The organism is Agrobacterium sp. 20P9.1.2, from assembly GCF_057799395.1.
In genome coordinates, this window is sequence record NZ_JBYOKI010000001.1 from 922647 (window position 1) to 936350 (window position 13704).

At 56.2% G+C, this 13704-nt stretch carries 14 protein-coding genes; 5 read left to right on the forward strand and 9 right to left on the reverse strand.

What is annotated here, in order from left to right; all coding sequences use genetic code 11:
- Positions 1 to 3 precede the first annotated feature (3 nt).
- Positions 4 to 492 carry an OsmC family protein gene (locus AC27VJ_RS04550; RefSeq protein ID WP_488682980.1) on the forward strand — a complete coding sequence of 163 codons (489 nt, stop codon included), beginning with the start codon at positions 4 to 6 and terminating at the stop codon, positions 490 to 492.
- A 231-nt stretch (positions 493 to 723) separates the two neighbouring features.
- Here the strand turns inward: AC27VJ_RS04550 and AC27VJ_RS04555 are convergent, their stop codons facing one another.
- Both AC27VJ_RS04555 and AC27VJ_RS04560 read right to left on the reverse strand, forming a co-directional pair.
- Entirely contained in the window at positions 724 to 2220 is a 1497-nt protein-coding gene (locus AC27VJ_RS04555) for a glycosyltransferase family 39 protein (RefSeq protein WP_488682981.1), read from the reverse strand.
- A 6-nt stretch (positions 2221 to 2226) separates the two neighbouring features.
- Positions 2227 to 3201: a glycosyltransferase family 2 protein gene (locus AC27VJ_RS04560; protein WP_488683189.1), complete on the reverse strand. Its 975-nt coding sequence runs from the start codon at positions 3199 to 3201 to the stop codon at positions 2227 to 2229.
- A 124-nt stretch (positions 3202 to 3325) separates the two neighbouring features.
- Here AC27VJ_RS04560 and AC27VJ_RS04565 point away from each other — a divergent pair, with 124 nt between their 5' ends.
- Positions 3326 to 4276: a lysylphosphatidylglycerol synthase domain-containing protein gene (locus AC27VJ_RS04565; RefSeq protein WP_488682982.1), complete on the forward strand. Its 951-nt coding sequence runs from the start codon at positions 3326 to 3328 to the stop codon at positions 4274 to 4276.
- Here AC27VJ_RS04565 and vapC read toward each other — a convergent pair whose 3' ends face one another.
- The 3 genes from vapC to amn form a co-directional block, all read right to left on the reverse strand.
- Positions 4277 to 4666: a type II toxin-antitoxin system VapC family toxin gene (gene vapC / locus AC27VJ_RS04570; RefSeq protein ID WP_488682984.1), complete on the reverse strand. Its 390-nt coding sequence runs from the start codon at positions 4664 to 4666 to the stop codon at positions 4277 to 4279.
- Positions 4663 to 4893, reverse strand: coding sequence for a type II toxin-antitoxin system VapB family antitoxin (locus tag AC27VJ_RS04575; protein WP_488682985.1), 231 nt, complete (start codon positions 4891 to 4893; stop codon positions 4663 to 4665). The genes vapC and AC27VJ_RS04575 overlap by 4 nt, the downstream gene beginning before the upstream one ends.
- Positions 4894 to 4956: 63 nt before the next feature.
- Positions 4957 to 6462, reverse strand: a complete 1506-nt coding sequence (gene amn, locus AC27VJ_RS04580; RefSeq protein WP_488682986.1) for an AMP nucleosidase — start codon at positions 6460 to 6462, stop codon at positions 4957 to 4959.
- Between the two features lie 180 nt (positions 6463 to 6642).
- Here amn and AC27VJ_RS04585 point away from each other — a divergent pair, with 180 nt between their 5' ends.
- Positions 6643 to 7254, forward strand: coding sequence for a LysE family translocator (locus AC27VJ_RS04585; protein ID WP_488682987.1), 612 nt, complete (start codon positions 6643 to 6645; stop codon positions 7252 to 7254).
- A gap of 26 nt (positions 7255 to 7280) precedes the next feature.
- Here the strand turns inward: AC27VJ_RS04585 and AC27VJ_RS04590 are convergent, their stop codons facing one another.
- On the reverse strand, positions 7281 to 7451 hold the full coding sequence (locus tag AC27VJ_RS04590; RefSeq protein ID WP_353576287.1) for a hypothetical protein: 171 nt from the start codon (positions 7449 to 7451) through the stop codon (positions 7281 to 7283).
- Between the two features lie 225 nt (positions 7452 to 7676).
- Between AC27VJ_RS04590 and AC27VJ_RS04595 the strand changes: the two genes are divergently transcribed.
- Positions 7677 to 9410, forward strand: coding sequence for a DUF6119 family protein (locus tag AC27VJ_RS04595; RefSeq protein WP_488682988.1), 1734 nt, complete (start codon positions 7677 to 7679; stop codon positions 9408 to 9410).
- Between the two features lie 102 nt (positions 9411 to 9512).
- On the opposite strand, the gene AC27VJ_RS04600 is transcribed toward AC27VJ_RS04595, so the two are convergent.
- Positions 9513 to 10628, reverse strand: coding sequence for an esterase (locus tag AC27VJ_RS04600; protein WP_488682989.1), 1116 nt, complete (start codon positions 10626 to 10628; stop codon positions 9513 to 9515).
- A gap of 287 nt (positions 10629 to 10915) precedes the next feature.
- Here AC27VJ_RS04600 and AC27VJ_RS04605 point away from each other — a divergent pair, with 287 nt between their 5' ends.
- Positions 10916 to 11128: a hypothetical protein gene (locus AC27VJ_RS04605; protein ID WP_112500132.1), complete on the forward strand. Its 213-nt coding sequence runs from the start codon at positions 10916 to 10918 to the stop codon at positions 11126 to 11128.
- Positions 11129 to 11203: 75 nt separating this feature from the next.
- On the opposite strand, the gene AC27VJ_RS04610 is transcribed toward AC27VJ_RS04605, so the two are convergent.
- A complete protein-coding gene (locus AC27VJ_RS04610) occupies positions 11204 to 13114 on the reverse strand; it encodes a PhoX family protein (protein ID WP_488682990.1) in 1911 nt (636 codons plus the stop codon).
- A gap of 196 nt (positions 13115 to 13310) precedes the next feature.
- Positions 13311 to 13649 (reverse strand): DUF2147 domain-containing protein, encoded by a 339-nt coding sequence (locus AC27VJ_RS04615; protein ID WP_353576292.1) that lies wholly within the window; start codon positions 13647 to 13649, stop codon positions 13311 to 13313.
- Between the last annotated feature and the right edge of the window lie 55 nt (positions 13650 to 13704).

Below are 13704 nucleotides of genomic sequence, written 5' to 3' on the forward strand. Positions count from 1 at the left end.
GACGTGGCAGACGCAGAGCATCACTACAGGGTTCAGATCGCCTGGACCGGCAACACGGGCTCCGGCACCTCCGGTTACCGCGAATATGAGCGGTCGCATGTGATTTCGGCAGAGGGCAAGCCCGACATTGCGGGCTCCTCCGACCCAGCCTTTCGCGGCGATGCGGCTCGCTGGAACCCGGAAGAACTGCTGCTCGCCTCCGTCTCCGCCTGCCACAAGCTGTGGTACCTGCATTTCTGTGCCGTTTCCGGCGTCGTCGTGACCGACTATGTGGATGAGCCGGAAGGCGCCATGGTGCTTCGCAAGGACGGGGCAGGGCACTTCACCGAAGTGGTGCTGAAACCCGTCGTCACCATCTCCAAGGGCGACCCGCAAACGGCGCTGGAACTGCACGAAGACGCGCATGAGAAATGCTTCATCGCGAATTCAGTCAATTTCCCGATCCGGGTCGAGGCTTCGGTGCAGCGGGCAGTAAGATCGAATGTTGAGTAACAACGGCGCGCCTTGGTTTCTTCTCCCCGTCGGGGAGAAGGTGGCCCGAAGGGTCGGATGAGGGGGGGGGGGGAGGGTTAACGGATACGGAGAGCTTGCCCCCTCATCCCGCTGCCGCGACCTTCTCCCCGGCGGGGAGAAGGCGGAAAGACGCACCCTCTCGGCTATCCACGACCGCACAGTACGGGTATAGCAAGCAGTAGAGTTCGAATTTTTTTAAGAGCCTAAGCGTCACTTCGGCCCGATCACGGTCCAGGCGTAATAGAAGGCGTGCTTTTTCTCGCCATCGCCACCGGCATAGGAGACTTCCACATGCCGGATGTCTGTCGGTGGCGGCAGCGATGAGCGTGCGGCAAGTGCTGCGAGATCTGCACCGGGATTTTCCGGCAGCTTGCCCTCATCGCCCGTTCCCGCAATCAGCACGGTCGCACCTGCTGGCCACGCGGCAGGAAGAGCTTCCGTGGTGGCGTTGCCGATGAAGACTGTTGCCTTTGGGAACTGTATCTTGAGGTTTCCGCCAACCAGACCGCCAGCGGCGATAACATATTGCGGTTCGGCAAAGCCATCGCGGCGGACGGCTTGGGCAAATCTATCATAGGGAACGTGGACGAGCGAGTAGCGCCCATAATAGGGCGTTACCAACCCGCGAAACAGCAGCATGATGAGAACGCCGATGGTGAGCGCCGATGTGGCCGCCAGCATGCCGGGCAGCTTCGGCTTCACATCCACGCCCGCCGCCCGGATTTTCAGAGTGAGATAGAGCGGCAGCAGGATGAGATAAACGATCAGCCATTTCTGTCTGATATTGGTGACGCCCAGCGCAAGCACGATGACCAGAACCATGAAAAGACAGAGCAGCAGGTTTCGCCCCGTGACCCGCGTCCATTGATCGCTGGCCGTCAGGATGCGTTTGATATCCCGGTAGAAAAGCGCGGCGAAGATGGCAAGGGTGACGGCAGAGCCGCGGAGTGTGGAGACGACCAGATCGAACGCGCCGTATAATCCTTGAAACGACAAGTGTTCATGGCCTTCGGTCATTTCGCCCATGGTTTGGCCGGTGGCGATAGCCATGTTTTCCAGCACCCAAAGGCCGTGGGGTAGGACGACGAGGACTGACACCAGCACGGCCACGGCCATACGCCAGTCCAGCACGCGGGCGCGCAAATCCTTTTCCGGCAAAACGGCGAGAATGGCCGCAAGCGGAACGAGGACGAAATTGTATTTCGACAGTGCCCCAAGGCCGACAGCAAGGCCTGCCAGCAGATATCCGCCAAGGCTCGGATGTTTCAGCGTGCGGAAAAACGCATAGAGAAACAGGGAGACGGCCAGCAGCGCGATGATGGAATGGGTCAGGTCGCGCTGCGCCATCAGGAAGATCGGCGGCAGGGTCAGCACGCCGAGCGTCGCAAGCCCGCTCGAGGCGCGGTCCTGCGTCAACAGGCGCGCGGTCAACCAGAAGAAGAGGCAACAGAGGAAAAGGATCGCGTTTTTGAGAATGCTGAGCGTCGCAATCGACATGCCGAACACTTCGGCAAGGCCAAGCTGGAGCCAGTGATACAGCGGCGGCTGTGAGCCGTAGCCCCAGAAAAAGAACTGCGACAGCGCCGCCTGCGTTTCATCCACTTCCAGCGCCGGAGAGCGGATAACACGCACAAGGATCGCCAGCAGGTAATAGGCCGCAATCAAATAGATAATCACATTAGGATTGCGGGAGAGATACCTGCGCATTGACGATCACTCCGCGGTGTAGACCTTGCCTATGATGTAATTCGGGTTCTGCTCGTCGCGGTAGTAGAGCCGCGCGATCATCTCCGCCAGAATGCCCGTGGTGATGAGCTGGACGGAGGACAGCAGCAGCACGACGCCGACCATGAGCATCGGGCGTGTGCCGATATCATTGCCCAGCAGAAACTTATCGACGAAGAGATAGAGCATGATGATGCCCGAGAGGGCGCCGAGGCCAAGGCCCAGCGAGCCGAAGAAATGGCCGGGTCGTGCCTTGTAGCGCATGAAGAACATGACCGACAGCAGGTCGAGAATGACCCGGAAGGTGCGGGAAATACCATATTTCGATGCGCCGAACTGGCGCGCATGGTGCGTGACCGGCATTTCGCCGATGCGCGTGCTGGGCACCACACCCGCCACCCAGGCGGGGATGAAGCGGTGCATCTCGCCCATCAGCTTGACCTGCTTGATAACGGAGGCACGGTAGATCTTCAGGCTGCAGCCGTAATCATGCAGGCGAACGCCGGTGATCTTGCCAATCAGTCTGTTGGCGATCCAGGACGGAACCTTGCGCAGGAAAAGCCCGTCCTGCCGGTTCTTGCGCCAGCCGACCAGAAGGTCGAGCTCGCGACGCTCTAGCTCCGAAACCAGCATGGGAATGTCTTTGGGGTCGTTCTGAAGATCGCCATCCAGCGTGGCGATGAGGCGGCCCCTGGCGGCATCGATGCCTGCCTGCATGGCCGCCGTCTGGCCGAAATTGCGCTGCAAGGCGACAATCTTGAGGTTGAGACCGGCGCGGCCAACATATTCCCGCGCATTGGCAATGGTCGCATCCGTGCTGCCATCATCTACCAGAATGAGTTCCCATGGCGAGGCGTAACCCAGCATGGCTTCCATGACGCGATCGATCAGCGGGACGACGCTTTCCTGCTCGTTGAAAATCGGCACGACCAGCGACAGTTCCAGCGCTTCTGCCACGGGCATAATGTTTTCAATGGCGGCAGTTGTCGGCACGGGTGCTTTCTCCTAAAGAAGGCGGCGGAATTATATGCAAGCAAGCCCGATAGACCCCACGGCTATGTTTGTCCAGACGAGGCATATGCCCCACATGACCGGACCCGATATCCCAAAAGCTTCGTGGCTTTCGCGCAACAGGATGACCGTTTTCACGGGGCTTATTCTGCTGGCCTATGCCGCGTTCATTCAGGCCGTCTGGGGCTGGGGCTCGGTACTGGCGGTGTGGGAAGGGGCGGGGCTTTCCGCGATCGCACTGGCGCTTGCCCTTTTGCTGGGGACGTATGTGCTGCGTACATGGCGTGTCTATGATTATTTTCTGCAGGAAACACGCGGGCACTTCATGCCGCTGTTTCGGGTGGTGCAGGTCCATAATCTGCTGAATGTGATGCTTCCCTTCCGCTCCGGCGAAACCAGTTTTCCGCTGCTGATGAAGAAGGAATTCGACGTGCGCTTAGCGCGCGGAACGTCCGCTCTGCTGGTGATGCGGCTGTTCGATCTGCACGCGCTGCTGGCCGCCGCAGGCCTCGGGCTGGTGCTGGAGAAGAATGCCATACTCGTCTGGATTTTGTGGAGCGCATTTCTGCTTTTGCCGGTGATGGCTTTTTCGACTAGGAACAACGTTTTTCGGCTCGCCCGCCATATCGCGCCCAAGAAAGCGCAGGGTATCATCCACGAACTGCAGGCAGGTCTGCCGCTTGATGGCCGCGCCTTCACGCGCGCCTGGGGCGTGACCATCATCAACTGGTTCGTCAAGATCGCCGTTCTGGCCTGGGTGCTGGTGCTGATGGGCAAGATAAGCCTGCCCGCAGGTTTCGGCGGCGCGCTGGGTGGGGAACTCTCCTCCGTCCTGCCCATCCACGCCCCCGGCGGCGTAGGAACCTATCCCGCCGGCATCACCGCTGGCGCCCTTGGCTTCGGCGCGGCGGCGGATGAAGCGGCCCTGTCCTCACTTGGGCAAGCCGCCGTCAACGTGCATCTGCTGGTGATAGTGTCATCACTGGTGGGCACAGCTCTGGCGCTGTTTGTGCGGGTGCGGAAATAGTCAGGCGATGCGTAGGCCGAGATGTTCAGCCATGGGCGTGAAGTCCCGGTCGGAATGCAACAGAGCGTGGCCGTGTTCTATGCAGTAGGTGCCGATGATGAGATCGGTGGTTTTTCTGATGGTGATGCCACGTTGGCGCAGGTGCCGGTAGTTCTTCGCAGCCTTGAGGGCCAATGCGGGCGACGACATTGAGGCACAAGGAAAAGCGCGAAACTGCCGCTCCAGCATGTCAGCGTGACGATCGCTCTGCGCACCCTGAAGAACTTCAAGCAGGATGACATCGCCGATCATGATCAGGCCTTCTGGTATATAAGATCGCAGCCTTTCCGTGACATCGCTGTGCGCGTGGCGAATGAGGGAAATCCATACGGACGTGTCGACAACGATCATTTGCTGTCTTCAAGGCCCCAATCAACGCTGGGCGACCAGTCGTTGCGCATTTCGTCGAGATCGCCTTCCCAACCCATCCCGCTAAGGGCGTCTATCGCATCTCGTTGTCGTCTGATGCGCACATATTCTTCCAGAGCGCACTGAACCATCGCCTTTTTCGTGGAAAGGCCAGACATCTCCATGGCCTCAGCCATCAATGCGTCGTCAAGCTCGATATTCGTGCGCATGGCAAGTGGCCTTGGTGTACCAATTCTTGAAATTATACACCAAGGCCACCTCCGCCGCAAATCCTACTGGAACGCCGTCTCATAAAAGCTTCTCAGCTTGCGGGAATGCAGGGTTTCCTTTTGCATGGCCGCGAGCTTTTGCACAGCGCGGATGCCGATTTGCAGGTGCTGGGCGACCTGGGTGCGGTAGAATTCCGTGGCCATGCCGGGCAGTTTCAGCTCACCATGCAAAGGCTTGTCGGAAACGCAGAGCAGGGTGCCGTAGGGCACGCGGAAGCGGAAGCCGTTGGCGGCAATGGTGGCGGATTCCATGTCAAGGGCAATCGCGCGCGATTGCGACAGGCGCTTGACTGGTCCTGCCTGATCGCGAAGTTCCCAGTTGCGGTTATCGATGGTGGCGACGGTGCCGGTGCGCATGATGCGCTTCAGCTCGAAACCTTCATAGCCGGTGACTTCCGCAACGGCGCCTTCCAGCGCAAGCTGCACTTCCGCCAGTGCCGGGATCGGCACCCAGACGGGCAGGTCGTCATCCAGAACGTGATCTTCCCGCACATAGGCATGCGCCAGAACATAATCGCCCAGCCGCTGGCTGTTGCGAAGACCGGCGCAATGGCCGACCATCAGCCATGCATGCGGGCGCAGCACGGCGATGTGGTCCGTGATCGTCTTGGCGTTGGAGGGGCCGACGCCGATATTGACCAGCGTAATGCCCGCATGACCCTTTTTCTTAAGGTGATAGGCAGGCATCTGCGGCAGACGCCCCAGCGTCATATCGGTCTCGGGCCGGTCAGAACCAGCATGGGTGACGATGTTGCCGGGCTCCACGAATTCCGTATAGCCCTCGCCACCATCCGCCATCATCTTGCGCGCCCATGTGGCGAATTCATCGATGTAGAACTGATAGTTGGTGAACAGCACGAAGTTCTGGAAGTGGTTAGCGCTGGTGGCCGTGTAATGGCTGAGGCGCGCCAGCGAATAATCGATGCGTTGCGCGGTAAAGGGCGCGAGCGGCGCGGGCTCTCCCGGCACCTGATCATATTCACCATTGGCGATGAGGTCGTCGGTGTTGTTGAGGTCGGGCGTATCGAACAGATCGCGCAGCGGCACATCCGACAGCGAAGAGGCCGCAGCCGCTTCCACATAGGCACCTTCGCCAAAGGCGAAATGCAGCGGAATGGGCGTGGCGGATTCGGCCACCGTGACATGAACGCTGTGGTTCTTGATGAGAAGGCCGAGCTGCTCTTTCAGATAATGCCGGAAAAGCTGCGGACGGGTGACCGTGGTCGTGTAGACGCCGGGCGAGGTGACATGGCCGTAGGAGAGGCGCGAATCCACATGGCCGAAACTTGATGTCTCAATGCTGACCTGCGGATAACAGGCGCGGTACCGGCCTTCGATCGGCGCACCCTGGGCCAGATCGGTGAAGGATTTGATGAGGAAATTCGTGTTGCGCTCATAAAGCGCCGTCAACGCGTCCACGGCCTCTTTCGGATCAGTGAAAGTCTGCGGCGCGAAGGGCTCCGGCGTGATGAAGGCGAGGGGCGGAATCGTGTGCTTTGCTATTGTCATGGCCTATTATAGAGAGCCAATTTCGACAGGCAAGCGACAGAAATATGAGCGTTTGAAAAAGTAGCGGAAAACTCCTGGAGTTTCAGATCGTCAGATCGAACCCTTCTGTATCGATGAAAAAACCGCGTTACGAGCTTTAGCAATACTTGCTTTCGTTGTTGCAACGGATAACGTCTGGCTATGACTTTGATGGCGCTTTTGATCTTCGCCGGAGCCCTGATTGCAGATAGCATCAGCCCCGGGCCTACCGTTGCAGCATTGGTTGCACGCGTGCTGTCCCGCGGCGCACGTGATGTGCTGCCATTTTTGATCGCAATCTGGATTGGGGAGGCGATCTGGCTCAGCGTTGCACTCGCAGGATTGGCAGCGCTCGCTTCGACTTTCTATGTTCTGTTTGAAGTCATCAAATGGTTGGGCGTCGTCTACCTGTTCTATCTAGCCTGGACGCTGTTCACGGCAAAGCCCGATGTTGCGCAGGGAGAGCTTCCTGTCAGAGGACGCGGCCTGAAGGCGTTCCTTTCAGGACTGTCGGTATCTATTGGCAATCCTAAAAACATGCTGTTCTATCTGACGTTGATGCCGTCATTGATCGACATACAGGGTGTAACGGCCATGGGCTGGGCGCAATTGCTGGCAACCCTACTTATAACGCTGATCGCCGTCGATCTCTCATGGGTATTTCTTGCATCCAAAGCCCGCAGGTTCTTGCAAAATAGCCGCGCGATCCGCCGTATCAATCAAATCAGTGGCGCGGCTATGGCACTGGCCGCAGCGGCCATCGCTGCGCGTTGAAAGCGCAAAACCTTCCGGGGAAGCGCTTAGAGCGTCATGTGGCAGTTTGCGGAAAGACTGGTCTGGCAGGCAATTGATGCGCCGACATTGACCCGCTGAAAGCTGCGGTTAGGATTGACTACCAGCGCCGCAAAGGACATCGCGAAAATTGCCATCAACAAAACGATAATGCTGAACCGCCGTACCAAGATTGCCATGCCCTTTTCCCCTTTGCGTCACGTTTTTCCCTAACGTTGAACACGACATTGCCACAGTGGGACTGAACCAACCCTGAGGGTGAAGTTCATGTGGGGTTCAGGGTGGTTAATGGGACTGTTACTGGCGAAACGCACTCCGAAAGTTGCAAATGGAAAACTTTAAAAACTACTTGCCCGCGAACTAAAATGTATTTTAGATTTCTAAAAAACTGGGGGGGTATCAAGTTGACAGATTTTAAGCGGGTTACACTTTACAAGATCAAAGCGGTGAGTGGTTTTGAGGATTTTCTCATCGGTAGCACATTTGACGAAATAAAAATTGATACCGGCGTCACTGGATTTATTAAGTATGAAGAGGTTAGGAGCAAAGATAAAAATGAAGATGACGTTCCTTGGCTAGTATTTCTTAATTCGGGCCTGTCCAAAAAGAAGTATGAGTTTAAGTCTCGGAACAAATTTCCACGCGCTGTAATGGCGATGCGAATCGAAACCGAAAAAGATCCGCTCTATTTTGCTGCTACGTTTGGTCAGCACGCTGACAGTTATATTGAAAAAGATAAGATAGTATATGATTTCGGTATTAGGGTTGGAATGAATATATGTCATGATGGTGGTCTCAGACGAGTTCAGACCACTGGCCATGAAGCAATAAGCAAGCAAACTGAAAGACAGGCCAGTTCTGGAGCTCCGCTGAGTGTATTTGGCATAAACTCTGACACTGAGTTTTTAAGGACAATCTCTGGTTCAGTTAAAGAAGATTACAAGGACATAGTAGAATCTTTCAAAGGTAAAGATAGCATAACGATCAAATTTCCCAAAGATTCCGAGGTTTCTTGGTCATATCTCGTGGAGGCTTGTAGAAAATTTGAAGAGCGATATTGGTCGGACGACTATAAGACCACACAGTTTAAATCATACGATAATCTGCGTCACGAAAATGACCCTGCAATTATTGAGCAACTCGACGAGTTGTTGTGTATTAATATCGAAGCGAAAGACCTAGAGCGTGTTCATTTGGCTCCTCCGGAGTTCGTAGAAGGCGACTTCGAATTTGCTTACGTGAAAGTAAAAGAGGGTGACCCAACACCGACTACCTTTGAAGATTTGCGGATATCTGACCTTATCTCAGTACCTCGACGCCAACTAAAAGACTTAACCGCACAGCGGCTAAAGTCTTGGAAGGTATACATATACGATAGTGAACACCATGCGAGTTATCTCAAGTGGAACGCTTACAAATGTCTTGTTGCAGAAGTGGAACTTGGTAGTCGAACCTTTGTCCTTTCTAACGGGCAATGGCGTGAAATATCTGAAGATTTGAAAGCAGAGGTAGGCTCCTTTATCAATACAGAGGTGGTCGAGCTTGAGGCCCCATATCTCCCTAATGACGTCAACATTTGGAGTGCTGAACTTAATCAAAATCGCGAAGATGTTTTTAACTCAGTTGCTGGAAGGGGCTGTCCACAGCTATATATTTTAGACAAATCAAAAATTACGATTGCTGGCAGTAAAACCTATGAGGTGTGCGACCTGCTTCACCTTGACGGCCTAATCATTCATGTGAAGCGCTATTCGTCGGGCGCTGCATCGATTAGCCACCTCTTCACTCAGTGTAAGTTCTACGCTGACGCTTTCCTTACCGATGCAGAATGCCGCTCTGACATGCGTGCGTGGATTACGGATGATGCAGGTGAAGACAATGCAGGCAAGGACAAGCCTTCCTTTCTGGCGCTTGCCCCTGAGAAAAGCCAAGACGTCTTGGGAGAGAAGTACACAGTAGTATTTTGCATACTGCACACTAGCGAAAAGTTTTCGTTATCCGATCTCCCTTTCATGTCGCGCTATGAGCTAATGCTAAGTCAACGTTATTTAAGCGAGCATCGTAAGTTTAAAGTCGGCGTCATTTTTAGAAAGATTGTGCATGGTGAGAAACCTTCAAAACTCGCCGAAGCCGCTTAACTCGTAACTCTTCACACGGTCGTTTTGTCTTACAAGTGTGGCAACAGCGACAATCGATCCCCGTCTCGGCTTCGTTAGCCGAGACGGGGGCTCACTCTCACCCTACTTCTTAAAAACCTTCCCCAAAAACGCCTCAAACGAAGGTCGCCACACATCCATCTCGTGGCCGAGGTCTTTGTATTCCACGTATTCGTGCTTGATCTTGTTGTCGTCGAGGATTTTCTTGAGGCCTGCGATGTCCTTGCCTGTCACCACGTCCTTGGTGCCGACGGTGACGGTGAAGTTGCTAAGTGCCTTGTTGATCTTGTCCGGCTCGTTCAGCGTAGCTTCCACCGTCTTATTGGGGACTGTTGTGGTGGAGACACCGCTGAAATTGGCGATCCAGCCGAAGGTGTCGAGGTGGGTGAGGCCGGAGACGAGGGCCTGATAGCCGCCTTGCGACAGGCCGACGATGGCGCGGCTGTCGGCGTCGTCGCGCACCTTGTAGTGCTTCTTCATGTAGGGAATGAGATCCTGCGTCAGTTCCCGGTCGATGGCATCGGCATTGATCGGGTAAAAGTTCTTGCGGCGGTCTGCGCCGGGGAAGTTTTCGGCGATGGCTTCGGGAATATCGGCTTCAGTGTCGGGGATGACCACGATCATCGGCTCGATTTTCTTTTCAGCGAGGAGATTGTCGAGGATTTGCGGGGCGCGGCCTTGGGTAACCCAGGAGGCGACGGTGTCGCCGAAGCCGTGGTAGAGATACATGACCGGCAGGGGCTCTGATGTGTCGCTGTAGCCCGGCGGGGTGTAGACATAGGTCGCGCGCTGCGATTTCAAGGCCTTGGACGGGATGGTGACGAGACGAAGCTCGCCATGCGGCACATCGCGCACATCCAGAATGCTGCCGGGTACGAGAATGAGGCTGGTGTTCACCTGCCGCTGCGGCTTGGGGTAATTGGTGCCGGTATCGATGCTGCGGAAGCCGTCTATGTTGAAATAATATTCATAGAGATTGGGCTTTAGAACCTCGCTCTTGACGCTCCAGACGCCACTTTCGGCGCGTTTCATCTCCAGCGGCGCATTGCTGCCAAGAGTGACGGATACGGCCTTGGCCAAGGGCGCGAAAAGGCGGAAGGTGATCGAGCCGTCTTTCTCGACCGCCGTGACGAATTCATTCAGCGGTCGGTCTGCCGGTGGCGATGCGGGCGGTTCTGCAGCAAAAGCGGGTGCGGTCATGATGCAACTGGCCAAAAGGATGCAAGGCAAAAGCATACGCATAAAAATATATCCTCCAAATTACGTTACCCCCGGGCCGAAATTGACAGATGCCCCTTAGCTTTTCAACCGGGCATTGGCGGAGCGGGAATAAAGATGGGGCTGCTTGCTGAAACAGCCTTTCCCGGCTAGGACCGGGACTGGCCCCGGCAAGAGCGGCTCTCATGCGCATATATTGCGACAGAGCTGGCATGGGGCGACATTCATATGCGTAAGGAAATAGCGTGAAAATTATAAGAGTTCTGACGATGGTCGTGATCTTCGCCGTCGTGATCTTCGGTTACCGCTGGTATAGCTACGTCACCAACACCGAGAGCCCGTACAATGAAGTCGGCATTGAGCTGAACAGCCGCATGCCTGCGCCAATCAGAAAATGGGGCTGTGACAAGCTGCACCAGACCTTCGCCAATGTCCTGCCGCCTTATGGCTGCCAGGCCGGTGACGGCACGCAGTGGCTCTGACGGGTCTTTAAAGTCCTGAAGCAGAATCAAAAAGGCGCCGCATGAACGGCGCCTTTCTTATGTCTGGCGTGGCAATCAGCCGATCATTGCGTTGTCGTCGCGCTTGACGGCGATGAGGGCCGAGCGGGGCAGCTTGCCTTCGCCATCCGGGAAGGGGGCGTCTGGGTGCTGGATGCCGACGAAGTGGGTACGCTTGTCCGCAGACCATGTCTGGCCTGTGACTTCGGAACCCTTTGGAGCTGTGAGAAAGCGCTCGATGCGGCCTGTGACTGGGTCGCCTGCCAGCATCTGGTTGTTGCCCTGTCCGGCATACTGGCCGTCATTGCTGTCTTCGCCGTCCGTCTGGATCCACAGAAGGCCGGTTGAATCGAACATCATGCCATCTGGCGAGTTGAACATGTTGCCGGAGTTGATGTTGGAGGAGCCTGCATAGGCATCCTTGTGAACATCCGGGTTGCCAGCCATGCAGAACAGGTCCCACTTGAACTTGGCATCCGCGTGGTCGTCGTTCTCAGGATACCAGCGGACGATCTGACCGTATTCGTTCTTTTCGCGCGGGTTTGCGGCGTTGAGCGGCATGGCATCGCCACCGCCATTGGTGCGCAGCTTGCCGTCCTTCATTTCGCCACGGCGGCTGTTGTTGGTCAGTGCGCAATAGGCTTCGATGGCAACGGGGTTGATGGCCACCCATTCCGGGCGGTCCATGGTGGTGGCGCCAACCTTGGAAGCGGCCTGACGGGTGAAGACGCAAATCTCGTCCATCTTCATGCCTGTCGATTCGGGCGTCAGCGCAACCCACTCACCATTGCCGTCATCAGTGAACTTGGCGACGTAGAGCGTGCCTTCATCAAGCAGCTTGGACGTATCGCCGCCCGGCACGTAAATGCCGTTGGAGATGTACTTGTAGAGGAACTCGCCACGCTCGTCGTCGCCCATATAGACGACCACGCGACCATCGCGCGCGATGACGACGGCAGCATTTTCATGCTTGATGCGGCCAAGTGCAGTGCGCTTGATGGGCGTGGAGGATGCGTTGGACGGATCGATTTCCACGACGTAACCGGCACGGCGCGGCTCGTTGGGGTGCTTGGAAACGTCGAAGCGCTCGTCAAACAGCTCATAGCCGTAGCGCGTTTCGGCAGCGATGCCGTAACGCTTGTAGTCGTCAGGCATCTTGAAGGCGGCATCGGTGGAGCCGAAATAGCCGTTGAAGTTTTCTTCGCAGGTGAGGTAGGTGCCCCACGGCGTGCGGCCCGCGCCGCAATTGTTGAAGGTGCCGAGACAGTCGATACCGTTTGCGTCGGTCTTGGTCTTGACCAGTTCGGAGCCAGCGGCAGGGCCGGACAGCTTCATTGGCGTGTTGTGGTGAATGCGGCGGTTAAACGGGCTGCCGACCACGATCTGCCAGCCATCATTGCCTTCCGCCACTTCCATGACGGTCACGCCCTGCATGTGCTGGAGGATTTTGACCTCGTCCAGATTGGCAGGCATGCCCTTTTCACGGTGGGGCAGGTTGGTTTCGTTGTTCACATATTCATGGTTGACGGCAATCAGCTGATGGCTGCCGACCACGAAAAGCTCCATGCCATCGGTGTTTTCGCCGAAAACCTTGTCGGAGTTCTCAAGGCTGACACCCTTGACCGGGTCGATATCCGACACGTTGGGGAACAGCGGCTGGCCCCACTTGGCAACCGGCTTCCAGCTGTAACCCTCAGGTACATGGATTGTGTTGTCAGTGGTGGCAGCAATAGGCTTGAACGGAAAGCGCGAGGCTGCTTCCTGTGCCTGCGCGGATGTGGAGGATGCCAGATTACCGAGCGTGCCCAAAGCGGCAGCCGCAGAACCGAATGCCAGAACGCCGCTGAGAAAACCGCGACGCGAAATCGCCGATTCCACCACGCGGTCGAAATCCGTCACAGCCGGTGGCGGGTTCTGAAGTTCGTCCCACTCATCCCAGCTCAGCTTGCTCGTGTCGATCTTTGTCATAGCGCTCTCCATCCGCTTGTAGTTTGGAACAATTCCAGATAGGGCAACTAAAGAGGGTTTATTACAGCGATATGACGGAGAAAATTCGATTTAACGCATATAATGCAACTAAAAGTAATTGTGGCGTGGGCGTCAAAACAAATACAGGCGGGGTTAAGCCCGCCTGCAAACATGCGCTCAGTCCATGTCGTGCTGATTACAGACGCGACCATGTCTGGGATTTGCACAGCACCTTGAGCACGCAGCCCTTCATGCTGAGCGAGCTGCCGGAAACGGTGCCGGTGCCGGAATAGGTTTTGTCATTGGCAGGGTCGGTGATTTCGCCGGAATAGCTGTTGCCGGTGCCGCTCATTTTGCCGATCTGCTTTCCGGCATGCTTGCCGGTTTTCAGCGTCACGCAAAAAGCGGAGCCGCAAGGGGCGATGACGGCGGTCTCGCCGCTGGCGGTTTTCCAGTTGCCTTCGATGGCTTCTGCCGCAAAGGCGCTGCTGCCCATCAAAAATGCGGAAACGGCAAGTATCAACGTTCTCTTCATATGGACCTCCCAATCCAGCTTTGGCTGACCCGTGCAATCATCAAGGGTTCAGCGC